The 21,649-nt window shown below is 64.7% G+C and carries 22 protein-coding genes; 8 read left to right on the plus strand and 14 right to left on the minus strand.

Translation table 11 applies throughout. The features are described 5' to 3' along the window. Positions 1-187, plus strand: a 187-nt coding sequence (locus Q0L57_RS03160) for a pyridoxine 5'-phosphate oxidase C-terminal domain-containing protein (protein WP_296737788.1), incomplete at its 5' end; no start/stop codon positions are given. A gap of 21 nt (positions 188-208) precedes the next feature. Here Q0L57_RS03160 and Q0L57_RS03165 read toward each other — a convergent pair. From Q0L57_RS03165 to Q0L57_RS03185, 5 genes are all read right to left on the minus strand, one after another. Next, on the minus strand, positions 209-778 hold the full coding sequence (locus Q0L57_RS03165; protein ID WP_296737790.1) for a hypothetical protein: 570 nt from the start codon (positions 776-778) through the stop codon (positions 209-211). 10 nt (positions 779-788) lie between these two features. Continuing rightward, positions 789-1,367 (minus strand): hypothetical protein, encoded by a 579-nt coding sequence (locus Q0L57_RS03170; RefSeq protein WP_296737791.1) that lies wholly within the window; start codon positions 1,365-1,367, stop codon positions 789-791. Further along, positions 1,364-1,957: a hypothetical protein gene (locus Q0L57_RS03175; RefSeq protein ID WP_296737793.1), complete on the minus strand. Its 594-nt coding sequence runs from the start codon at positions 1,955-1,957 to the stop codon at positions 1,364-1,366. The genes Q0L57_RS03170 and Q0L57_RS03175 overlap by 4 nt, the downstream gene beginning before the upstream one ends. Continuing rightward, positions 1,950-3,272, minus strand: a complete 1,323-nt coding sequence (locus tag Q0L57_RS03180) for a hypothetical protein (RefSeq protein WP_296737794.1) — start codon at positions 3,270-3,272, stop codon at positions 1,950-1,952. The genes Q0L57_RS03175 and Q0L57_RS03180 overlap by 8 nt, the downstream gene beginning before the upstream one ends. Positions 3,273-3,454: 182 nt before the next feature. Continuing rightward, positions 3,455-4,486 carry a LacI family DNA-binding transcriptional regulator gene (locus Q0L57_RS03185; RefSeq protein WP_296737796.1) on the minus strand — a complete coding sequence of 344 codons (1,032 nt, stop codon included), beginning with the start codon at positions 4,484-4,486 and terminating at the stop codon, positions 3,455-3,457. A 95-nt stretch (positions 4,487-4,581) separates the two neighbouring features. Between Q0L57_RS03185 and Q0L57_RS03190 the strand changes: the two genes are divergently transcribed. Beyond that, positions 4,582-5,775: a phytanoyl-CoA dioxygenase family protein gene (locus tag Q0L57_RS03190; RefSeq protein WP_296737797.1), complete on the plus strand. Its 1,194-nt coding sequence runs from the start codon at positions 4,582-4,584 to the stop codon at positions 5,773-5,775. A gap of 58 nt (positions 5,776-5,833) precedes the next feature. Here Q0L57_RS03190 and Q0L57_RS03195 read toward each other — a convergent pair whose 3' ends face one another. Together Q0L57_RS03195 and Q0L57_RS03200 are read right to left on the minus strand one after the other, a co-directional pair. Then, the gene (locus tag Q0L57_RS03195; RefSeq protein ID WP_296737799.1) at positions 5,834-6,586 is read right to left on the minus strand and encodes a crotonase/enoyl-CoA hydratase family protein; all 753 of its coding nucleotides are present in this window, start codon (positions 6,584-6,586) and stop codon (positions 5,834-5,836) included. A gap of 26 nt (positions 6,587-6,612) precedes the next feature. Next, positions 6,613-8,382: an acyl-CoA dehydrogenase gene (locus tag Q0L57_RS03200; RefSeq protein ID WP_296737800.1), complete on the minus strand. Its 1,770-nt coding sequence runs from the start codon at positions 8,380-8,382 to the stop codon at positions 6,613-6,615. A 196-nt stretch (positions 8,383-8,578) separates the two neighbouring features. Here Q0L57_RS03200 and Q0L57_RS03205 point away from each other — a divergent pair, with 196 nt between their 5' ends. Then, positions 8,579-8,815, plus strand: a complete 237-nt coding sequence (locus Q0L57_RS03205) for a hypothetical protein (RefSeq protein ID WP_296737802.1) — start codon at positions 8,579-8,581, stop codon at positions 8,813-8,815. Between the two features lie 78 nt (positions 8,816-8,893). After that, complete coding sequence (locus Q0L57_RS03210; RefSeq protein ID WP_296737804.1) at positions 8,894-10,051, plus strand: glycoside hydrolase family 25 protein; 1,158 nt, start codon at positions 8,894-8,896, stop codon at positions 10,049-10,051. Positions 10,052-10,094: 43 nt separating this feature from the next. On the opposite strand, the gene purD is transcribed toward Q0L57_RS03210, so the two are convergent. After that, positions 10,095-11,369 carry a phosphoribosylamine--glycine ligase gene (purD, locus tag Q0L57_RS03215; protein WP_296737806.1) on the minus strand — a complete coding sequence of 425 codons (1,275 nt, stop codon included), beginning with the start codon at positions 11,367-11,369 and terminating at the stop codon, positions 10,095-10,097. A gap of 467 nt (positions 11,370-11,836) precedes the next feature. Here purD and ubiA point away from each other — a divergent pair, with 467 nt between their 5' ends. Next, positions 11,837-12,820, plus strand: a complete 984-nt coding sequence (ubiA, locus tag Q0L57_RS03225) for a 4-hydroxybenzoate octaprenyltransferase (RefSeq protein WP_296737807.1) — start codon at positions 11,837-11,839, stop codon at positions 12,818-12,820. A 36-nt stretch (positions 12,821-12,856) separates the two neighbouring features. Here the strand turns inward: ubiA and Q0L57_RS03230 are convergent, their stop codons facing one another. The 3 genes from Q0L57_RS03230 to Q0L57_RS03240 form a co-directional block, all read right to left on the minus strand. Then, positions 12,857-13,423, minus strand: coding sequence for a DUF6101 family protein (locus tag Q0L57_RS03230; RefSeq protein WP_296737809.1), 567 nt, complete (start codon positions 13,421-13,423; stop codon positions 12,857-12,859). A gap of 186 nt (positions 13,424-13,609) precedes the next feature. Next, positions 13,610-15,043, minus strand: coding sequence for an FAD-binding oxidoreductase (locus Q0L57_RS03235; protein ID WP_296737810.1), 1,434 nt, complete (start codon positions 15,041-15,043; stop codon positions 13,610-13,612). A gap of 80 nt (positions 15,044-15,123) precedes the next feature. Then, entirely contained in the window at positions 15,124-16,086 is a 963-nt protein-coding gene (locus Q0L57_RS03240; RefSeq protein ID WP_296737811.1) for an L-threonylcarbamoyladenylate synthase, read from the minus strand. A 169-nt stretch (positions 16,087-16,255) separates the two neighbouring features. Between Q0L57_RS03240 and Q0L57_RS03245 the strand changes: the two genes are divergently transcribed. Beyond that, on the plus strand, positions 16,256-16,768 hold the full coding sequence (locus tag Q0L57_RS03245; RefSeq protein ID WP_296737813.1) for a hypothetical protein: 513 nt from the start codon (positions 16,256-16,258) through the stop codon (positions 16,766-16,768). A 175-nt stretch (positions 16,769-16,943) separates the two neighbouring features. Here the strand turns inward: Q0L57_RS03245 and Q0L57_RS03250 are convergent, their stop codons facing one another. Together Q0L57_RS03250 and glyS are read right to left on the minus strand one after the other, a co-directional pair. Next, on the minus strand, positions 16,944-17,255 hold the full coding sequence (locus Q0L57_RS03250) for an ATPase (protein ID WP_296737814.1): 312 nt from the start codon (positions 17,253-17,255) through the stop codon (positions 16,944-16,946). Between the two features lie 266 nt (positions 17,256-17,521). Then, positions 17,522-19,675, minus strand: coding sequence for a glycine--tRNA ligase subunit beta (glyS, locus tag Q0L57_RS03255; RefSeq protein ID WP_296737816.1), 2,154 nt, complete (start codon positions 19,673-19,675; stop codon positions 17,522-17,524). A 218-nt stretch (positions 19,676-19,893) separates the two neighbouring features. On the opposite strand from glyS, the gene Q0L57_RS03260 reads away from it, so the two are divergent. Beyond that, a complete protein-coding gene (locus tag Q0L57_RS03260; RefSeq protein ID WP_296737817.1) occupies positions 19,894-20,073 on the plus strand; it encodes a hypothetical protein in 180 nt (59 codons plus the stop codon). Here Q0L57_RS03260 and Q0L57_RS03265 read toward each other — a convergent pair. Continuing rightward, complete coding sequence (locus Q0L57_RS03265; RefSeq protein WP_296737819.1) at positions 20,070-21,014, minus strand: glycine--tRNA ligase subunit alpha; 945 nt, start codon at positions 21,012-21,014, stop codon at positions 20,070-20,072. The two genes, Q0L57_RS03260 and Q0L57_RS03265, sit on opposite strands and share 4 nt — an antisense overlap. A 170-nt stretch (positions 21,015-21,184) precedes the next feature. On the opposite strand from Q0L57_RS03265, the gene Q0L57_RS03270 reads away from it, so the two are divergent. Then, a complete protein-coding gene (locus tag Q0L57_RS03270) occupies positions 21,185-21,646 on the plus strand; it encodes a GNAT family N-acetyltransferase (RefSeq protein ID WP_296737820.1) in 462 nt (153 codons plus the stop codon). Positions 21,647-21,649 lie beyond the last annotated feature (3 nt).

The following is a 21,649-nucleotide window of genomic DNA, read 5'->3' on the forward strand; positions in this document are numbered from 1 at the left end:
AGCGGTTGCCGAGTATACCGCCCGCTACGCCATCGGCGAGATCCCGCGGCCGAAGCACTGGTCGGGTTTCCGCATCCTGCCGCAGACGATCGAGTTCTGGCACGACAGGCCGTTCCGCCTGCATGACCGCGTCGTCTTTTCGCGCAACGCGACCGGCGGCTGGGACAAGACCAGGCTTTATCCCTGATCCCGGGGCGCAAACAGGAGATCAATCCTTCTCGAGCTGGAACAGCAGGAAATGCGGCCGTTCGCTGGCGACGCCGACGGCCGGGCGGATGGACTTGGTCGCTTCCTTCGGCACCAGGAACGTCTCGCGCAGGTTGAGCGTGTCGCCGCTTTTGGCACCCGAGAAGATCGCCGAGATGCAGGTCTGGACATTGTCGGTGGTTTTCAGCGACACGATCGAGGTCGGCGACCAGCGCCGGCCGTCCCTGTCGATCAGCATGATCTTGCAGCCGAGCCAGAGATTTTGCAGGTCCGGATTGCCGATCTTCACCTGGAAGTCGGCCAATACGGGCACAGAATCCGGCGGCAGGTTCGACATGCCGAAGGCGCCGCGCAAATCGGTCAGCTTCCAGTCGCTGCCGCCGAAATGCTCGCTCTTCCCCCATGCCACGCGACGCGGGAACAGATCGTTATTTCCAAGCAGGGTCTTGACGCTGTCATAGGCTTCGACAGCCAGCGCGAGCGGGACCAGGAGCATGAGCGACCAAAGGCTGCGACGGCGCCATTTCCGTTCGCCCGCCCGATTGTCCTGATCCAGAGCCTCTGCCGTCATTCGCCTTCCTTCACATCGGCCGCGCCATATCCAGCATCTCGATCGTGCCGACAGGCAGGCCGTCCGCGGCGATCGGCACTGGCCCAAGCGAGATCTCGGCCTGGGAATCCAGCGCCGCCATCAGTTTCTCCGAGACGAGCAAGGTCGCGTTGTTCGCCTCGTCCGGCCGCAACTCGAAAATCAGCCGCGCCTTCCGCGGCAGGCCGGGATCGATCGCGGCGGGCAAAAGTCCGTTCATGAAGGACAGCCGCTCGGTCTGGTCATAGGTGAGGCCTGTCGGTCCCTGCCAGGACGCGACGGAGATCACCGTCGACTGCGCCCGCGCCGCGAACTCGACCGTGACCACCGCCCAGACGCCGCCGGTGGTCAGCACCTTGCCTTGACCGAACTGGTCGACTTTCAGGTTACGGGCGAACTCGACCTTCTCGGCATGGACCTCGAAGGCGCGCCCGACGACGGTATCGCCCAATTTGCCGCGCGCGGGGATCGGGCCGATCAGGTCGCCGTAATGCGGCTTCGATACCTGCAAGCCGTAGCAGAACGCCACCGCGACAAGCAGCAGGATGATGTTGGCCGACCTGCGTATCATGGCTGGATGTCCGCGCTGTCAGGCCCGGCGCCGACGGGAATCGTCATGGTGCCGATCGGCGTTGGATTGAACCAGCCCGGCAGGCCGTAGAGATTGTCGCGCGCTTTGTAGGTCTTGCGGATGACCGTCAGGTCGAAACTGGCCGGTGCGGTCGCTCCATCCGGCAACTGCCAGATATAGGCCATGCGCTCCGGCATGCCGGGATGCAGCTCGGGCGACATCGTCGAATCGCGCGTCAGCACGATGAAGGGTTTGGTGGCCGGATCGACAATCGTCCGGCTTGCCTGCAGCACGTCGAAATAGTCCTTGGTGGATTTTGCCGTGCGGTTGGTCATTTCGAGTTCGAGCACCAGCGCCTTGCCGCCCGGCTTGAGCAACGTCCCGTATGCGTATTTTTCCGCGGTGACATAGGCCTTCAATGGCCTCAGCAGCCACTCGCCGGTTTCGATCCGGCTCGCCGGCGCCAGGGCCGGCAATGACTCGTGCCTTGCCTCGAAAGCCCCCAGGACGCCGGCGACCGCGACTGCGGCCGCAGTGCCGACGCCGGCGACGGTCCATGCCTTCAGCCGTGAGCCTGCGTTCTCAAGCATTCTGCCCTCCGACCTGCGCCGCGCGATCCGGTGAGGTCGGCACGGTGCCCTCGCCGGTCTGCCGCTTGGGCAGCGCGAAGGCGGTTTCGAGGATCGCGGCGAGGAATGAGACGCGCAGCGGCTCGACGAGGATGCCGGTCGATGAATCCTGGAACGCGCTGCCAAACAGCAGCGACACCCCTTCGGAGAGCACCTGCCAGGTGTCGAGCTCATGCGGACCGATGAGCCGCGTCATGCCGAGCCATGCCCAGGCAGCCAGCCAGTCGATCAGGCGGTAGCCGACGATCAGCGTGACGATCAGCACCAAGCCCGAGCTCAGCGTGATGCGCACCCCATTGGCCAAAGGCAAATAGCGCGAGCGGTAGCCGGAGATGAAATGCTCGGCGAAATCGCGCAGGAATTTCGGGATGGCGCGATAGCGCTCGCCCAGGCGTTCGAGCCGGTGCATGCGCATCAGTTCCTTGTCGTCGCGCACGTCATAGCCATAGATCAGCGCCGCCAGCACCAGCCAGATCACCGGCAAGAGCATGTAGAAGAACAGGTTCACCAGCCTGGTCGTGCTGTCGATGGAAGTCACCTCGACCGGCACCATGGGGGCGGCCAAGGCACTGGCGACCGGATTCGCGATGCCGTCGGCGGCCGCCTGCAGGGCGGAAAAGATGTTGCGGCTCATGATCCAGCCGATGACCTCGTCCTTCCAGCGCGAGATCACGTAGAGACCGATGAAGATCCAGTTGGTCTCGCAGATCACCACGACGATCTGCCAGAAGGAGCGCGAACCGCCGCGCTTCTGCATCGCGATGGCGAAGCGCCTTGTCAGCCAGGAGATTACGACCGAGACGATCAGCCAGCGCGAATCGAGCACATCGAGCACATTGCCGGCGCCGCCGCCGAATGGCGCCATGTCGAGCGTGACGCGCGAATATTGCCGCACCGTGTCGCCCAGAAAACCCCAGGCGGCGTAATAGGCGAAGAAGGGCAGCAGCGCGACGCTGACCATGCGCGCCAGCCGCGCGCCGCTGCTGCGCAGCGCGGTTTCAGTTTCGCTTTGAGCCGCCTGTTGCGCGGCCCGCACGGCAGGTAAACCGGGCAGCATCGTCTGGAACATGGCGACGGTGACGATGAGCTGAGTCAACGCGACGAGCGTCAGCAAGGCAAGGCCCGCCATGTGATTGAGCAAGGCGACGCGCGCGGCGACCTGCATGAACAGATCGCCGAGCACGACGCCCAAAAGCACGATGGCGACCAGTTGCGGCCAGAAGCGCCACCAGAGTTTCAGGGTCAGTGCCAGCGGTCTTACGGCAATGGAAAGCATTGTGAGGTGTTCAGCCGATCAGCGAACGCCCTTCAATCGCCTCGGCGGATTCAGCGGCAGCGTGCTGGATCATGTCCTCTCCATTTCACGAGCCCCCGCCACGCGCCCCCAGACATAACGCGTTATGCTTGCTTTGACACCCCTGCACCAACCTTTCAGCGAGGCTGGCGCCAGGCGGGGCGTCAGAGCCCTGCCGCCTGCGGCACGTTGAAGGGCGTGATGATCTGGATGTTGGCCATGCCCGAGACCGGTGATTTCGGCAGCAATCCATGCGCTCGCATGACGTGCAGGCAAGCGTTCCGCATATCCTGGCCAAGATCGTGATGCAGCACGGCGCCGATGCGCCCGGCGCGCAGCAGCGCGAGATTGTCGGCGTCGAGGTCATGACCGACAAAGGCGCGGCAGGCGCGGCCCAGCGAGGCAAAGGCTTCGACGATGGCGCGGTTGCCGCCGCCGATCGAGTAAACACCGGCAATGTCGTCATGCTGCCGCAGAGCCGCCAGCGCGAGCATACCGGTATCGCGGTCGAGGCCATGGCCTTCGCTTGCTTCGACGATGCCGAGCGCCGGATAGCGCTCGCGCAGCGCCTGCCTGAAACCTATCTCGCGTTCCTCCTCGCCGCGAAACCGGTTGCTGCTGATGGTCACCAGAATGCGCGCCGGCCCGCCGCCCAGCCATTCGCCGAGAAGATAGGCCGCGGTCGCGCCAGCCGCCCGGTTGTCCATACCGACATAGGCCTGCCGGCCGGTATCGGGAATATCCGTCACCAGTGTGACGACGGGGATCCCGGCGGCGACGAGCCGAGCTGTCGCGACCCTCACGTCCGCAACATCGGGAGCCTTGAGGAGGACGCCATTGCTGCCGCGGCGCTGCAGGGCTTCGAGGAGAGCGACCGTATCGCCGACGCTGCGCGTCTCGGCAAAATGGTAGCGGGCGCGAAAGATCACCGGCTGCAGCGACGGTATCGCCTGCTCCAGCCCCTGGCGCACCGCCTCGCTGAAGCGCGACGGGGTTTCCATGACGACGTCGAGGACAAGCTTGCGGCCGGAAAGGCCGATCAGGTCGCGCTGCTTTTCAAGCTCACCTATGGCCTGCCTGACCCGCCGTACGGTGTGCTCACGGACGCCCGGCCTTTCGTTGAGGACGCGGTCGACGGTGGCGAGGCTGAGCCCCGCCTGAAGGGCGATATCCTTGACGAGAAACGGACGCGACATCTTCTGAGGTGTTTTTGAGGTGTTCCGGAGGCAACATGAACCGCAGATTGCGGTATACGGCAAGGAGGATCAGGACAGCAACAGGAGGATGCGTCATGAAGGCCGACAACCTAGCCAAGGTCAGGTCCGAGCGGGTCTGGCTGACCAAGGACCAGTGCGACATCGAGGGGTTCCGGGCGATCGTCGAGCAGACGACCAATCCCGCCGACTATCCTTTCGCCTCAGGTGTCGAAAAGAACGTGCTCGTCTATGACGGCGACGCCGTCCGCAAGGCGGCGGCCGAGCCGGAGACGCGCAAGGCGCTGCTGGCGGAATGGGTCGAGGCGATGACCAGCGGGCCGGGCGTCGTGGCCTTCAAGAGGGCTTTCGCCGACACGGCGCCCATCGACACCGCGACCAAGCTGTTCAACGAGATGATCGCCGAGCAGCATGCCAGCGGGACCGGCGGCGGCGACCATTTCGCCAAGCCGGGCGCCAATGACCGCATCTGGAATGCGCTGGAGAAATTCTGCCTGCGCGATCCGCAAGCCTTCGCCGCCTATTACGGCAACGACATCATCGCGCTGATCTCGGAAGCCTGGCTCGGGCCGGCCTATCAGATGACCTCGCAGGTCAACTGCGTGAACCCCGGCGGCGCGGCGCAGTCGGCGCATCGCGACTATCATCTGGGCTTCCAGACGCCCGAGGTGATCGAACGCTATCCGGTGCATGTGCACGGCATCTCGCCGGTGCTGACGCTGCAAGGCGCCGTCGCCCATTGCGACATGCCGCTGGAGAGCGGCCCGACGCTCTATCTCCCCTACTCGCAAGCTTATCTGCCGGGGTATCTCGCCACGGGCCTGCCCGAGTTCAAGGCGTATTTCGCCGAACACCATGTGCAGCTTGCGCTGGAAAAAGGCGACGCCGCCTTCTTCAACCCGGCCCTGTTCCATGCCGCCGGCAACAACCGCTCCGCCGACATCCGCCGCATGGCGAACCTGCTGCAGGTGTCGTCGGCCTATGGCCGCGCGATGGAAAGCGTCGACCGCACGAGGATGAGCCGCGCGCTCTATCCGGCGCTCCGGAAGATGCTGGCGGAAGGCGCGATCTCGAAAGGGGCGGCCGCCAACGCGATCGCCTCGACAGCGGAAGGCTATTCCTTCCCGACCAATCTCGACCGCGACCCGCCGATCGGCGGGCTGGCGCCGGAAACGCAGCAGGCGCTGTTCCACCGCGCGCTCGAGGCCAACTGGACACCGGAAGCCTTCGGCAAGGCGCTGGACGAGCAGGCCGCCAAGAAGCTGACCTGAAGCGGGCAGCGCCCCGCCGCGGCGGGGCGCTGCCCAGGCTGGGCGTTTGGCTTCGAACCTACGCCTTCTTCCGGTTCATGAAAGCGGTGAGCACCGCCAGCGCCTCCTCGGACCTCAGCCGCTCCTTGAAGTGCTCCTTTTCGAGCTCGATGCGCGCAACCAGTTCCTCGCGCGGCTCATGCAGCAGGTCGCGCGCGATCTTCAGCGCCTGCGGCGGCCTGGCGGCGATCGCGTTGGCGGCGTTCAGCACCGTGCTTTCAAGCGCCTCTTCCGCGACCACTTCATGGATCAGGCCCGCGGCCTTGGCGCGCTCGGCTGAAAAACCTTCACCGAGGGCGAGCAATGCGAAGGCGTTCTGCCGGCCGAGGACGCGCGGCGCAAGCAGGCTGGAGCCGGCCTCTGGGACAAGGCCGAGATCGACGAAGGGCGTGCGAAAAACGGTGCGCGGCGTGGCGAAGGTCAAGTCGCAATGCAGGTTGAGGGTGGTGCCGATGCCGACGGCTATACCGTCGACTCCCGACACCATCGGCTTCTCAGCCCTGGCCAGCGCAAAGAGGAAATCCCATCCCTCGCTCCCAAATTTGCCGCTGGTGGCGAAGGCAAGGAAGTCCGCGAGGTCGTTTCCGGAAGAAAAGGCGCCGGGCACACCCAGGAAAACATGGACGCGCACCGACGGATCGGCGTCGCCCTCGGCAAGGGCCGCCGTCATCGCGGCATACATGGCGCGCGTCAATGCGTTCTTCTTGTCCGGGCGGTTCATGCGGATGATTTGAACAGCGCCCTGGCGCTCGATGAGGATGTGCTCGGTCAAAGTCGGTTCCTTGAGCGTCTGGAGTTTCAGGCGGAAATCAATGCCTTGCCTGCGGCGGCGAGGCTCTCGGCGCCATCGACGACGCGCTCCTTGAGCGCACGCGTCTCGCCGAGAAGATTTTCGGCAAAGAAGCGGCAGAGCGCTATGCGGCCACGGTCGGCGAGCCCGCCCTGCGCGAGATAGGCGCCGCCCGCGGTGAGCGAGATCAGGCGCAAATAGGGGGTCGCACCTGCCATTGCGGCATCCGCCTTGCCGTCGGCCGTCAGCTTCTGCAGGAAGCGCGTCGCCTCGTCCAGGTCAGCGAGCGCCCGGTCGAGATTGTCAGCGGTGCGGCCGAAGCCCTCGATGTTGGAGGTGCGTACAGCATCGGCCACCGCTTTGAGCTCGCCGATATAGCGATGCACATGTTCGCCGCCGCCAAGCGGCAATTTGCGTGAGACGAGGTCGATCGCCTGGATGCCGTTGGTGCCTTCATAGATCGGCGCGATGCGGGCGTCACGATAAAGCGCCGCCGCACCTGTCTCCTCGATGAAGCCCATGCCGCCATGCACCTGGACGCCCAGCGAAGCGACCTCGACGCCGACATCGGTCGAGAAGGCTTTGGCCAAAGGCGTCAGCAGATTGGCGCGGTCGCGCCAGCTGGCGGCGGCCTCGCCCTCGGCGACGCGCGCGCGGTCGATGGCATGCGCGCAGGAATAGCTGATGGCGCGGGCGATCTGGGTCAACGCCCGCATGGTCAGAAGATTGCGCTGCACGTCCGGATGATGGACGATCGGCGCCATGCCTGACCCCGAATAGTCCGACGCCTTGCCTTGCCGGCGTTCGTTGGCATAGGCGATCGCCTTCTGCGTCGCGGTCTCCGCCACCGCCACGCCCTGCATGCCGACGGCAAGGCGAGCGTTGTTCATCATCGTGAACATGCAGGCGAGGCCTTTGTTCTCCTCGCCGATCAGCCAGCCGATGGCGCCTGGCGTCGCGCCTTCAAAACCGTCGCCATAGATCATGGTGCAGGTCGGCGAGGCATGGATGCCGAGCTTGTGCTCGATGCCGGAACAGAAGACGTCGTTGCGGTCGCCGAGCGAGCGGTCGTCATTCACCAGGAATTTCGGCACCAGGAACAGCGAGATGCCGCGCGTGCCGGCAGGTGCGTCGGGCAGCCGCGCCAGCACAAGGTGGATGATGTTGTCGGTGAGATCGTGCTCGCCATAGGTGATGAATATCTTCTGGCCGAAGATGCGGTAGGTGCCGTCGCCGGCCCGCTCGGCTCGGGTGCGGAGCGCCGCGAGATCTGAGCCGGCCTGCGGCTCGGTCAGGTTCATCGTGCCCATCCATTCGCCGGACACGAGCTTCGCCAGATACTTCGCCTTGAGCGCCTCGGTGGCGTGCTTGTCGAGCGCCTCGACCGCGCCCATGGTGAGCGTCGGGCCGATGCCGAAAGCCATCGCGGAAGAGTTCCACATTTCCAGCGCGGCGACGCCGAGCATGGTGGGCAGGCCCTGGCCGCCGAACTCCTCAGGCCCGGAGAGCGCGTTCCAGCCGCCTTCGATCCAGCGCTTATAAAGCTCCTTCCAGCCGGGCGGCGTGGTGACGGCGGCTCCCTTCAGCACGGCGCCGTGTTCGTCGCCGATCTTGTAGAGCGGCGCCACCTCCTCGCTGGCGAAGCGGCCGGCCTCGGCCAGGATCGCGTCGACAAGGTCCTCGCCAAGATCGCCGAAGGTGCCCGCATCCAGTGCCGGCTTCAGGCCGGCCACATGCTTGAGCGTGAAGGCGATGTCCTCGACCGGTGCGCGATACATGTTGCGTGCTCCTCCTCCGTTCCGACCGTTCAATCGTAGGATCCGCGGCGCGGCAAGACCATCCACATTTGGGTCGATCCGTGCCTTCTTTTTACGTAAACGTCAAATTTTGTCACGCGGATTTTTGCAATCTTTCCGGTGGGCGTTTAGACACGAGAATGCTCGGCATGAAGCCGGCGAAACTGGATCGAGAGCCATGCTTGCCAGACCCGACGCCTATCGTTGCATCGAATGCGGCCTGCCTTATCGCGCGATGGGCTTCTCGCACTATCACGGCATGATCGAGGAAGGCCCGGCCTACTGGTCGGACCGCGGCATCCTGTGCTCGCCGCAATGCTCGCTGGCGCATCACAAGAAGCGGGCGGCGGAAGGCACGCTGCAGCAGGAGCCGGCGCCGGATCCGTTCGAGGTGCCATCACTCTTTCGGCGGTAGCGCAGCCAACCCGGCCTGAAGCACTTCCTTAACCATAGCGGTTCAGGATCGTTCCCTGGTCAGTGGGGACAACCCTGATTGAAAAAGCCGGCGCGCCCTCTTCGCCGCCTGGCACTTCTCGCGGCAGCGATTGTGCTCGGCACGGCGGCACAGGCTTCGGATTTCTCCGAGCCATGGAAGAACGCTGACCGCGCGCTGGTGATCGACGCCTACGAATACAATTCGATCGACTGGGCGCAGCTCACCACGGACAAGCGCGTCGTCGGCGTCATCAACAAGGCTTCCGACGGGCTCCCGCCGCCCTATTTCTGCTTCGGCAGCGACATGGACGTGAAGCTCTGCAAGGCGCTGTGGAAGCGCTATGCGGTGACGCGGGAGCTGTTCCAGACGCGCAAGGTGGTGGCGAAGGCGCTCGGTCTGAAATGGGGCGCCTATCACCTCGCCCGTCCTGGCAATCCGGTGGAGCAGGCCAACAACTTCATCGAATTCGCCGAGCCCGCGCCGGACGATCTGGTTGCCCTCGACCTCGAAGGCAACGACCCGTCGCAATGGATGTCGCTGGAAGATGCGGAAGAGTTCGTGCGCCAGGTGCATCGGCGCCTTGGCCGCTTCCCCGTGCTCTACACCAACGGCAGGACCGCCCAATACATCGCCGACAACCGCTATACCTACAGGCTGCTGTCGCGGCTGCCGCTTTGGTACGCGCGCTACAAGCCGAACATCGACGTGCACTTCCCGATGGGCAACTGGCGGGGCTACGCGCTCTGGCAGTTCTCGGCGCAGGCCAATTGCGGCCGTGTCAGCTGCCCCTACCGCGTGCCGGGCACGCCCAACGACATCGATGTCAGCGTCGCGCCGATGAACGCCGCGGAGCTACGTCAGCAGTGGACCTTCGGCGGGCTGATCGACGTCCCGTCGGATTATCTCGCCTCGATACCGATTCCCGTCCCACGAGCGCTCGCCGGCAAGGTGGCCATCACCTATGCCGATGTGTCGACGCCGCCGACCGTCGAGGAAATGGTCGCCGTGCTCGGCGCGCGCTGGGAAAAATTCCGCGACGGCTTCCGCATGCCTGTCGTCAAGACGGTGCCACAGCGGCCGGGCTTCGGCATTGTGCAGTATGTCGCCTGGAAGCGTTCCGGGCAGCGCACGCCCGATCAGATCGACGCCGCCCTCGCAGGGGCTGCCGATCCGGTCAACACCGCATCGACGGCGCTCGACCGCGGCCAGCGCTGAGCTTCACGCCGAAAAGCCGCTGCGCACTTTTCCTGGAATTGCTCTAGGCCTTCTCGCGCTCGACGGCGCGCCAGCCGATATCGTGGCGGAAGAACCCTTCCGGCCAGTCGATGTGGTCGACCGCCTCATATGCCTTCTTTTGCGCTTCGCCCACGGTGCCCCCGGTGGCGGTCACGTTGAGCACGCGGCCGCCATTGGCGACGAGCGCGCCGCTGTTCATGGCGGTGCCGGCATGGAATATCTGGGCTCCATCCTGCTCGGCGTCGTCCAGGCCGCGGATGACCGAGCCCTTTTCCGGCGTGCCGGGATAGCCCCTGGCCGCCATCACCACGGTCAGCGCCGCCTCGTCGCTCCAGCGCACCGACATGTGGGCGAGCTGGCCGTCGACCGCCGCGTTGAGGAGGACCAGCAGGTCATCCTTCAGCCGCATCATCAGCACCTGGCACTCGGGGTCGCCGAAACGGGCGTTATACTCGATCAGTTTCGGCCCGCTGTCGGTGATCATCAGCCCGGCGAAAAGGATGCCGGAGAAAGGCGCGCCGATTTCAGCCATGCCTCGCATGGTCGGCTCGATGATCTCGCGCATGGTGCGCTCGGTCATCTGCTGCGTCATCACCGGCGCCGGCGAATAGGCGCCCATGCCACCGGTGTTCAGGCCGACATCTCCGTCACCGACGCGCTTGTGGTCCTGCGCGGTGCCGAAAGGCAGCGCGGTCGTGCCGTCACACAGGCAGAAGAAACTCGCTTCCTCGCCGGTCATGTATTCCTCGACCACGACTTCGGCGCCGGCCGCGCCGAACGAGCCGTCGAAACAGGCTTCCAGCGCGGCAACCGCCTCGGGAAGCGTCATCGCCACGGTGACGCCTTTGCCAGCGGCAAGCCCGTCGGCCTTGATGACGATCGGCGCGCCCGTCTTCTCGACATAGGCCCTGGCCGAGGCAAGATCGCTGAAGCGGCCGTAGGCCGCGGTGGGAATGTTGAATCTGGCGCAAAGATCCTTGGTGAAACCCTTCGAGCCTTCGAGCCTGGCCGCCGCCTTGGACGGACCGAAGACGCGGATGCCCCAGGCGCGGAGATCGTCGGCGATGCCGGCCACCAGCGGAGCCTCCGGACCGACGACGACCAGATCGATCTTCTTCTCCTGGCAGAAGGCGGCCACCACGGAATGGTCGGAAATGTCGAGCTTCACCAGTTCCGCGAAGCGGCCGATGCCGGGATTGCCGGGCGAGGCGTAGAACCTGGTCAGCAAAGGCGAGGCGGCGATCTTCCAGGCAAGCGCATGTTCGCGGCCGCCCGAGCCGAGAAGAAGAACGTTCATGGCCACCTCTTGCTGATGATCGTCTCTGTCCGCACCCGCTATTGATCAATGGGCGGCGGGTCAAGGCGCGTCGCCATTTTGACAGCAATTGCGCACCGGAACATAGCCTTCATCGAGAAGTGATAAAGGCTGGAGGTTGCGCGAGGGAGACGGCCCGGCTGATCGGCTCGGGAAAACGAATCAGCTCTGGAAGGCGACGGTGACCGATCCTCGCGCAATTTCTGGCCGGGCTTCCGGCTGGGTCGCTCGACATAACGCGCGTCATCACCGACCCGGCGCAGCAACTCTCCGATCCGCTGCCGATGCAGCGCATCATCCTGACCTTCGACACGCGCCAGAGCCTGTCGAAGGCGGCGCTGGCCTTCATCGAGGTCGCCAAGGCATGGTTCGCCGGTCACGATGTTTTCACCGGCTGATCGGCTCGCCCGCCGCTTGACGGCGCGCGGCGCGACTGCCACTTCAACACGATGGAAACCATCCAGTCGAAAGCTACCCAGGGCCGTGTCGCCGACGCGCCGAGCGGCCATTGGGCCTACCGGGTGCTGCCGCGCTGGCTCTGGCCCTATGCGCAGCTTGCGCGCTGGGACCGGCCGATCGGCTGGCAGCTGTTGCTTTGGCCATGCTGGTGGTCGGCGGCACTTGCGGCGAGCGCCTATCCGCGCCCGACCGATCCGCTGCTGACGCTGCTGCCGGCGCCCTGGTATCTGTTCCTGTTCTTTGTCGGCGCGGTCGCCATGCGCGGCGCCGGCTGCACCTACAACGACATCGTCGACGAAGACATCGACAACCAGGTCGAACGCACGCGCTCGCGGCCGCTGCCGGCGGGCAAGGTGACGCGCCTGCAGGCCTGGGTGTTCCTGTTCATCCAGGCGCTGATCGGGCTTGCCGTGCTGTTGCAGTTCAACAGCTTCGCCGTTCCGCTCGGCATCGCTTCGCTGGCGATCGTCGCGATCTATCCGTTCATGAAGCGCTTCACCAGCTGGCCGCAATTCGTGCTCGGCCTTGCCTTCTCCTGGGGCGCGCTGATGGGTTGGGCGGTCGAGTTCGGCGACCTCGATGGCCCCGCCATCATGCTCTATATCGGCTCGATCCTGTGGGTGATCGGCTACGACACCATCTACGCGCATCAGGACAAGGAAGACGACGCCATCGTCGGCGTGCATTCGACCGCGCGCCTGTTCGGCGACAACACCAAGACCTGGCTTGTCGGGCTCTATGGCGGCACGCTCATCTGCTTCGCCATTGCCTTCGCCTCAGCACAGGTGCCGATGCCGGCGCTGGCCGGTTTGATCGCGGCCGGCGCGCATATGGTGCGCCAGATCATCCGGCTCGACATCAACGACCCGGATCAGTGCCTGAAGCTGTTCAAGTCGAACAACCAGGTCGGCTGGCTGATTTTTCTGGGGCTGCTCGGAGGAGCGGTCTGGATGTGGCTGAAGCCGCAGCTTTAGCACCCTTCTCCCCCGTGTAGGTGAAGGGGAATTGCGCTACTCGCGCGCGATGATCTCCTGACCGCCGATGACCAGCCTGAGGCCGAGATTGCCGGCCTTGCGACGGGCAAGGAAGCGCGGGCGTCGCATGTTCGACGCACGTCCCTGACGACGCTCCTGCGGCGGCAGCGTCTTGACGGCGGCGCCAAGGGATTCCTCGAGCGTCCGGGCAATGCCATCGGACTCTATCAAAAGCATCGGCAGGCGATAAGCATCGGCCCAGGCGCGCCAGTCGGCAGCGACGTCTTCGAGATCGTCGGCGACGAGCAGCGGCACCGACAGCATCGGATCATTGTGGAGAAGTTCCAACGTCACCGTGACGTTGCCCTCCGGGTCTTCCATGGCGCGGGCGGCGACGCCGCGAAATGCGTTGGCGGGCAGCGCGATGATCGCCGGCACGCCGCTCATCTCCAGCGTGCGGCGGATGACTGCGCCGCGCTGATCGATGGTGAAGGATACATCGCCATAGTCGTCGCGCGTGGCGTAGCTCACCATCTGCGGCAGGCGAAACGGGTCGAGACGCATGTTGCGCCCGGCCCAGACTGGCTTCAATCCAGTGTTCATCGAATGCCTTCCCTGTTTCTCCTGAGGGCCGGTTTTCCGGTTCTCTCAGGGCCGGTTTTTCCGGCCTCGTTATGGGAAGAAACATTAGCGCTGGCTTCTTACCGTCGCGCTTAAGAAAGTCGGTTAAATTTTGCTGATCTCAGGGATGGTTATCGGAATACGACCAACTACTAGATGTTGGAAGGATCAGATAACCTTACCGGGATTCATGATGCCGGCTGGATCGAAGGCCGTCTTCACCCGGCGCATCAGATCGATCGCCATAGGCGGCGCGGTGGCGATCAATTCGCCGCGCTTCAACTGACCGATGCCATGCTCTGCGGAGATCGAGCCATGGAAGGCGCGCACGACATCGTGCACTGCGTGGTTCATGGGATGGTAGAGATCGAGGAACGCCTGGTCCTGCCAGTCCACAGGACGCGAGATGTTGTAATGCAGGTTGCCGTCGCCCATGTGGCCGAAACAGACCACGCGCGCGCCGGGGCAAACCCCTTCCACCACGCCGGCCGCCTTTTCTATGAACTCCGGAATCGATGCGATCGGCACCGAGATGTCGTGTTTGATCGAGGCGCCTTCGGCCTTCTGGCACTCGGGCAGCGTCTCGCGAAAATTCCAGAAAGCATCGCCCTGGGCAAGGCTGGCCGCGACCGCCGCGTCGCCGACGATGCCCTGCTCGAGAGCCTCGGCCAGTATCTCCTCGATGAGCGCCCTGCCATCCTCTTCGGAACGGCCCGAGGAAACCTGCATCAGCACATACCATGGCCAGTCGTCCGCCAGCGGTCGCACGATGCCCTGGCCATGCAGCAGCGTGAAGTCGTAGGGCCTTTTACCGATCAGCTCGAAAGCGGTGAGCGAGGCGCCGGCCCGGTCCATGGCCAGGGTGAACAACGAAAGGGCGTCTTTCGGAGACGATGGCAGACCGACAAACGCCACTTCCCTGCCCTTCGGCTTGGGGAAGAGCTTCAGCACCGCGGCGGTGATGATGCCAAGCGTGCCTTCGGCGCCGACGAACAGGTTCTTCAGGTCGTAGCCGGTGTTGTCCTTCTTCAGCTTGCGAAGGTCGTCGAATACCTCGCCCGTCGGCAGCACGACCTCGACGCCGAGGCAGAGCTCGCGGGCATTGCCATAGGCAAGCACGCCAGTGCCCCCGGCATTCGAGGAGAGGTTGCCGCCGATCTGGCAGGAGCCCTGCGCGGCGAGCGACAGCGGAAACAGCCGGCCGGCGGCGTCGGCCGCCTCCTGCAGCGTTTGCAATATGACGCCGGCCTCCGCCGTCACCGTGTTGGAAAGCACGTCGATCTCGCGGATGCGGTTCAACCGCGACAACGACAGCACGATTTCGCGCCCGGACTTGTCCGGCACTTGGGCGCCGACCAGCCCGGTGTTGCCGCTCTGCGGCACGACCGGCGTTCCGGTTTCGGTCGCCAGCCGCATGATGCGGCTCACTTCCTCGACGCTGCCGGGGCGCAGCACCAGTGATGTCCGGCCGTGCCAGAGGCCACGGCGTTCGGTCAGATAGGGTGTGATGTCGGCCTGGTCGCGCAGCGCGTATTTGTCGCCGACGATTGCCGCAAAGCGATCAATGAGGGCGGGGTCGAGGTCGAAGGGTTGGTCGTTCATGGGCGGCGAGACTAGAGCAATTCCACGAAAAGTGTGAAGCGCTTTTCCGTCCGGAACTGCGTCAAAACAAAGAGATAGGCTCAGGCGATCTTGTCACGCGGTGCAGCCGCGCGCGCCAGCCGGTCGTTGATCGCCTCGCCCAGCCCGTCGAATGGAACCGGCTCGACGGCGATGCTTGCGGCGCCGCTGCGATCGAGCGCCTGCATATAGGAGAAGAGGTTGGCGGCCGCCTCGCGCAGATCGCCCACCTCGGAGAGATTCTTCAGCGCGACGGCCTGCCGCCAGCCTTCGGCGCGACTGGGGCCAAAGGCGAGAAGCGCCTCGTCAACGCCAACCCGTTCGGCATTGAGCCGCATCGATGCTCCTGGAGCATAGTGGGAGGCGAGCATGCCGGGCGCCTCGATGCCGGTGGCGCCGCGCAGCATTTTCGCACCTGCCACGGCTTCGATCTCCCCGGCGGCGATGCCGCCGGGCCGCAGAAGCCGCAGCTTGCCGTCCTCGACCTTGACGATGGTCGATTCCACGCCGACGGGCGTCGCGCCGCCATCGACCACCAGCCTGATCCTGCCGCCAAGATCGGCGGCAACGGCTTGCGCCGTGGTGGCGCTGATCCTACCGGAGGAGTTGGCGCTGGGGGCCGCGAGCGGGCGGCCGAGCCGTGCGATCAATTCGCCACCGAATCCCCTCGGCATGCGCAGCGCGATCGTGCCAAGGCCAGCAGTGACCAGCGGGTGGATGCCGTTTTCGGCGCGCTGTGGCAGCACCAGCGTCAGCGGGCCCGGCCAGAAAGCCGCCGCCAGCCTGCTCGACAGCGGATCGAAGAGCGCGATGCGATCGGCCATGGCGAGGTCGGCGACATGGGCAATCAACGGGTTGAAGCGCGGGCGGCCCTTGGCCTCGAAGATGCGCGCCACGGCGACGCCGTTGGTGGCATCGCCAGCCAAGCCATAGACGGTCTCGGTCGGAATGGCGACGACATCGCCGCCTTCGAGCAGCGCCAGCGCCCGTTGCATGGCCTCGCCGACGGCAATTATCTCAGCCAATTGGTCACCAATCCTGAACACGCTGGTCCCGTAATACGGCTGCCGAAATGGGGCAAGTGCGGGCATTGGCGATTTATCAATGCCTAAAATGTTAAGTTTCCGAGCAAGCCGGCATCAATTCGCCGGCACTAGGGTTTGGGTTTCTGCGTTCGCGGATGGGGTTTCGACCATGGTGTCAGTGCGTATCCCTGGGATTTTCGGCGTCGGCTTGCTGGTGATGACGAGCGTGGCGCAGGCCTCGTCCATCGTCGCGCCCGGCATCCCGGTCACGACACCCTCGGTCATCCACCTGCCGGCGATCGAGCCTGTCAGGTTGTCGGCCGCGGCAACACCGTCCTTCGTGGCGCTCGGCGAGCCCGCATCGGACGAGAAGGTCGCGGCGATCCCTGAAGACCCGGAGTATGAGCGCGCGCGGACGCCGATGATCATTCGCGGCGGCGTCGTCGGCGGTGCTTTCGCGACACCGGCTGCACCGGCCAAGCCCGCAACGGCGAAGGCCACCGCTCCAGCCAACGGCAACACGCCCGCCAACGGCAATACGCCCGCCGCCACGCCGCCCAACGGTACAGCATCGATGCCGCCCAATGGCAACAGCAAGACGGCCAGCGCTTCGAGCGGGACGCAACAGCAACCGGCTTCCCAGACGCCGGCGAAACTGCCCGCGGCCACCAAGCCGATGTAGGCGGATGCGGAGCCTAGATCAGGCGGACCGAGGGCAAAGCCAGCTAGGCCGTTGATCAAGGCCACCGTTCAGGCGGACGGGAGACGGCCTGTCGTCAAAAGCCGGAACCCATGGACCCATGAAAAAGGCGACGCGTGCCGCGTCGCCCTTCGTTCTCAAGCGGCGAGAAAACGGCTCAGGCCGCTTCTTCCTTGTCCTCGTCGTCGGACTCGTCTTCGTCGTCCTCGCCGTCTTCATCCTCGTCGTCGCCCGAAGCCTTGGCTTCCTCGTCGGCATCTTCTTCGTCTTCGTCGTCGTGGTCTTCGTCTTCGTCGTGCTCGCCGTCTTCGTGGTCCTCGTCGCCTTCTTCCTCGTCGTGGTCAGACGGCTCGGCGGCTTCGGCAACCGCGGCGGCGGCATGGTCAAGGACGTTTTCAGAAGCGGATTCGGCACCCTCGACGGCGGCCGGGGTTTCTTCGGTCAGTTCGATTTCGTGAACGGAATTCATGGCATGCCTCCGTGGTTAGGGAACGTCTTGGGCCTCGTCGCGCTGAAGTGATTCAGGGCGCCGTGCCTTAAGTCTTTGGTTGATGCGTGTCGTTGCCCCGGAGGCGCTGGCGCTTCCGGGCGACACGCATCAGTTCTCCCATGCGGAGGTCATCGCCGTATGACTGTAAGCCGGCTCCGGTGCATTAATTTTCGAACGCAAAATTGTCGAGGAATGCCCACATCCTAGCCGATGCGGGCATTCCAGAAAGCGCAGTTTTCGAACCGTCAGCCGACGATTTTTGAAAAATCCGCGACCTGATCGGTGGCGGCGCGGATGCGGGCGAGCAAAGCAAGGCGGTTTGCGCGCACGGCAAGGTCCTCATCATTGACGAGAACGCCTTCAAAGAATGAATCAACCGGCTCACGCAGCACGCTAAGCGCCAGCATGGCGGCGGAAAAATCTTCGTTTTGAATCGCTTCGCCGGCTTCCTTCTCAGCCTGATTCACCGCCGCAAACAGCTTCCTTTCGGCCTCTTCGCGGAACAACGCCGGCTCAACAGTCCCGGCGACAAGCGTTTTCTTCTTCTCCTCGGCGGCCAGGATGTTGGCCGCGCGCTTGGTGCCGGCAAGCAGGTTCTTGCCTTCGTCGGTGTCGAGCAGAGAACCGAGCGCCTCGACACGGCGCACGATCTGCAGCAGGTCGTCGGCCTGCGGCGTGATCACGGCATCGATCAGGTCGTGTCGCGCGCCCTGGTCGCGGAGGTAGACTTTCAGACGATCGTGGAAGAAGGCGAGAAGGTCGGACGACTGACCCGCACCGCCAGGAAAGTTCGCAAAGGCCTTGGCAAAGACCGACGTCAACTCCAGACGAATGCGGTTCTCGATCAGGATCCTGACAACGCCAAGCGCCGCACGCCGCAGCGCAAACGGATCCTTCGAGCCGGTTGGCTTCTCATCGATGGCCCAGAACCCTGTAAGCGTGTCCAGCTTATCGGACAGCGCGACGGCAACCGATACGGGGTCGGTGGGCACGCGATCCGAGGGGCCCTGCGGCTTGTAGTGCTCTTCCGCGGCTGCCGCCACGGACGGATGCTCGCCTTGCAGCAACGCATATTTGCGGCCCATGGCGCCTTGAAGCTCCGGAAATTCGCCGACCACTTCGGTCTGCAGGTCGGCCTTGGCCAGCACCGCGGCGCGGGCGACAAAGCTGGAATCGGCGCCGACCGTCGGAGCCAGCTCTTCAGCGAGCCGCTTGATGCGCTCCACGCGCGCTCCTTGGGTGCCCAGCTTGGCGTGGAAGGTCACGTTGAGATGGTCGAGGCGCGCCATGCGCTGGTCGAGCGGCTTCTTCAGGTCCAGATCGAACTTTGCCGCCGAGGCCTGGAGCTGATCGAGGTCGGGCAGGTCGCCCTGGTCGGTCTTCCAGAAATACAGCGCGTCGGACAGGCGCGCCCGCACCACCTTGCCGTTGCCGTAGGCGATCTCCTTGCCGCCATCCTTGGCCTCGATGTTGGCGACCAGGATGAAGCGGTTGGAGAGATCCTCGGCCGCGCCCTGCGGCCGGGTGACGAAACACTTCTGGTTGGCGCGGATGGTGAGGCGGATGACCTCGCCCGGAATGGTGAGGAAATCCTGCTCGAATTCGCCCATCAGCACGACCGGCCATTCGACCAGGCCGGACACCTCCTCCAGCAGGCCTTCATCCTCGACGAGGTCGAGGCCGTTGGCGAAGGCGATGTTTCGGGCGTCGGCCAGGATGATCTCCTTGCGCCGGTCAGCATCGAGGACAACCTTGGCCGCCTCCAGCTTGGTGACGTAGTCGTCGAAGCGGCGCACGGTGATCGCACCCGGCGCATGGAAGCGGTGGCCATAGGTGATGTTGCCTGAACGGATGCCGTCGATCTCGAAATCGACCACCACCGGCTCCTCCGTCTCCGGGCCGAAGGTGCAGACGATCGATTGCAGCGGCCGCACCCAGCGCAGCGAGCCGGGCTTGGCCGAAGCCGGCCCCCAGCGCATCGATTTCGGCCAGGGGAAGCTACGGATGATGCCGGGCACCAGCTCGGCGATGATTTCCTCGGCCGCCCTGCCCGGCTTCGAGATATGGGCGACGTAGAAGTCGCCCTTCTTCGGATCGGAATGGACATGCGCCTCGGCGATCGAGGCGAGCCCAGCCTTGCGCAGGAAACCCTGCACCGCCTGCTCGGGGGCGGTGGTCGAAGGGCCCTTGATCTCCTCGCGGATGTCCTTCGAGCGCGGCGTCAAGCCCCGGATGTCGAGCGCCAGGCGCCGCGGCGTCCAATACTCCCGCGCCGCCTCATAGGTGAGACCCGCCTCGACCAGACCGTCGGTCAGCATCTTCCTCAGGTCGCCCGCGGCCTTGCGCTGCATGCGCGCGGGGATTTCCTCGGAGCGAAGTTCGAGCAGTAGGTCAGGCATTGGTTCAGCTCATGCTGGGCGAATGGTCCGGGCGGCATAGCAACTCGGGTGGCCGATGTCACCCGCAAGCTGAGCCTCGGCCATCGGTGATTCCGTAAATTTGCAGCCTGTTGTCGGGACAGGGCGGAGCTACCCGTCCTTTGAGCGGAAATTCCCATGAACCGAACGCAGCGCTGAAGCGACCAACGCTCAGGTGGAGAACTTTTGGCTGAACGACCATGAAAACGGCATCGAGAACCCTGCAGATCCTGGCACTGAGCGCCTGCTTCGCCGCCCAGGCGCATGGCGCGATCGCGATGCCGGGCGTCAGGCAGGCGCTGCGCACGATCGACAGCGCAACCACGCAAAGCGCTTTGCAGATCTCCGTCTCCGACGTCGCGAAGGCGGTGTCGCGTTAAGCCGCCAGACCGCCGGCCTTCGTCTTCAGGAACGCCTCGCCGCAGGCCTTGGCCAGGTTGCGTACGCGCAGGATGTAGCTCTGGCGCTCGGTGACGGAGATCACGCCGCGCGCATCGAGCAGGTTGAAGACATGGCTTGCCTTGATGCACTGGTCGTAGGCGGGAAACACCATGCGGTGCATCGCCAGATTGTCGTTCGACGCCGGCGCGCCGGCGCTGAGCAGCGCCTTGCACTCGGCCTCGGCATCCTCGAAATGCCGAAGCAGCATCGCCGTGTTGGCGAATTCGAAGTTGTGGCGCGAATATTCCTGCTCGGCCTGCAGGAAGACATCGCCATAGGTGACCTTCTCGGCGCCCTCGCGGCCGTTGAAGTTCAGGTCGTAGACATTGTCGACGCCCTGCACATACATGGCGAGGCGCTCCAGACCATAGGTGAGCTCGCCCGCCACCGGCGCGCATTCGATGCCGCAGACCTGCTGGAAATAGGTGAACTGCGAAACCTCCATGCCGTCGCACCAGCACTCCCAGCCAAGCCCCCAGGCGCCCAGTGTCGGGCTTTCCCAGTCGTCCTCGACGAAGCGGATATCATGCAGCAGCGGATCGACGCCGATCGCCTCGAGCGAGCCGAGATAGAGCTCCTGCAGGTTCGGCGGGTTCGGCTTCAGGATCACCTGGTACTGGTAGTAATGCTGCAGCCGGTTCGGGTTCTCGCCATAGCGGCCGTCCTTTGGCCGGCGCGAGGGCTGCACGTAAGCCGCGTTCCAGCGCAGCGGACCGAGCGCGCGCAAGGTGGTCGCCGGATGGAAAGTACCGGCGCCGACTTCCATGTCGTAGGGCTGCAGGATGACGCAGCCATAGGCGGCCCAGTAGTTGTGCAGGGTCAGGATCAGCCCCTGGAAGGAGCGGCTGGGATGCATGTGGGCGGGAATGTCGATGGTCACGGCGGCCTCGAAAGCGCGGGATGGAGCATTCCCTAGTTGCCGGGCCGGCGAGCGTCAAGGCAGCGCGCGGCGTCATGAGAGGTTGAACGCTTTGCAAGGCGCTGGCCCATTGCCGACAGCGGCCGCCCGCCATTTTGCTGACGCCGGCCTCAACAAACACAGGTTCAGCCATGTCCGGTCAACTCACCGTCCGTCCCGTCGCCCGGCAGGATTATGAGCAATGGCTGCCGCTCTGGGACGGCTACAACGCGTTCTACGGCCGCTCGGGCGCAACCGCGCTCGCCCGCGAGATCACGCAAATGACCTGGTCGCGCTTTTTCGATGCCTATGAGCCGATGCATGCGCTGGTGGCCGAACGCGACGGGCATCTGCTTGGCCTCGTGCACTATCTCTACCACCGCTCGACGACGGCTATCGCGCCGAGCTGCTACCTGCAGGATCTCTTCACCACCGAGGCCGCGCGCGGACACGGCGTCGGCCGGGCTCTGATCGAAGGCGTCTACGAGCGCGCGGGGGCTGCCGGCGCGAACCGCGTCTACTGGCAGACGCATGAAACCAACCACACCGCCATGCAGCTCTATGACCGGGTTGCCGAGCGCTCGGGCTTCGTCGTCTACCGGAAGCTGTTCTGAAAA

This window comes from Mesorhizobium sp., from assembly GCF_024509055.1.
Classification (GTDB): domain Bacteria; phylum Pseudomonadota; class Alphaproteobacteria; order Rhizobiales; family Rhizobiaceae; genus Mesorhizobium.

Coding starts and splice junctions, on each gene's coding strand:
- Q0L57_RS03165 (WP_296737790.1), bottom strand. CDS start 778: ATGACGGCAGAGGCTCTGGATCAGGACAATCGGGCGGGCGAACGGAAA.
- Q0L57_RS03170 (WP_296737791.1), bottom strand. CDS start 1,367: ATGATACGCAGGTCGGCCAACATCATCCTGCTGCTTGTCGCGGTGGCG.
- Q0L57_RS03175 (WP_296737793.1), bottom strand. CDS start 1,957: ATGCTTGAGAACGCAGGCTCACGGCTGAAGGCATGGACCGTCGCCGGC.
- Q0L57_RS03180 (WP_296737794.1), bottom strand. CDS start 3,272: ATGCTTTCCATTGCCGTAAGACCGCTGGCACTGACCCTGAAACTCTGG.
- Q0L57_RS03185 (WP_296737796.1), bottom strand. CDS start 4,486: ATGTCGCGTCCGTTTCTCGTCAAGGATATCGCCCTTCAGGCGGGGCTC.
- Q0L57_RS03190 (WP_296737797.1), top strand. CDS start 4,582: ATGAAGGCCGACAACCTAGCCAAGGTCAGGTCCGAGCGGGTCTGGCTG.
- Q0L57_RS03200 (WP_296737800.1), bottom strand. CDS start 8,382: ATGTATCGCGCACCGGTCGAGGACATCGCCTTCACGCTCAAGCATGTG.
- Q0L57_RS03205 (WP_296737802.1), top strand. CDS start 8,579: ATGCTTGCCAGACCCGACGCCTATCGTTGCATCGAATGCGGCCTGCCT.
- purD (WP_296737806.1), bottom strand. CDS start 11,369: ATGAACGTTCTTCTTCTCGGCTCGGGCGGCCGCGAACATGCGCTTGCC.
- ubiA (WP_296737807.1), top strand. CDS start 11,837: ATGGAAACCATCCAGTCGAAAGCTACCCAGGGCCGTGTCGCCGACGCG.
- Q0L57_RS03230 (WP_296737809.1), bottom strand. CDS start 13,423: ATGAACACTGGATTGAAGCCAGTCTGGGCCGGGCGCAACATGCGTCTC.
- Q0L57_RS03235 (WP_296737810.1), bottom strand. CDS start 15,043: ATGAACGACCAACCCTTCGACCTCGACCCCGCCCTCATTGATCGCTTT.
- Q0L57_RS03245 (WP_296737813.1), top strand. CDS start 16,256: ATGGTGTCAGTGCGTATCCCTGGGATTTTCGGCGTCGGCTTGCTGGTG.
- Q0L57_RS03250 (WP_296737814.1), bottom strand. CDS start 17,255: ATGAATTCCGTTCACGAAATCGAACTGACCGAAGAAACCCCGGCCGCC.
- glyS (WP_296737816.1), bottom strand. CDS start 19,675: ATGCCTGACCTACTGCTCGAACTTCGCTCCGAGGAAATCCCCGCGCGC.
- Q0L57_RS03260 (WP_296737817.1), top strand. CDS start 19,894: ATGAAAACGGCATCGAGAACCCTGCAGATCCTGGCACTGAGCGCCTGC.
- Q0L57_RS03270 (WP_296737820.1), top strand. CDS start 21,185: ATGTCCGGTCAACTCACCGTCCGTCCCGTCGCCCGGCAGGATTATGAG.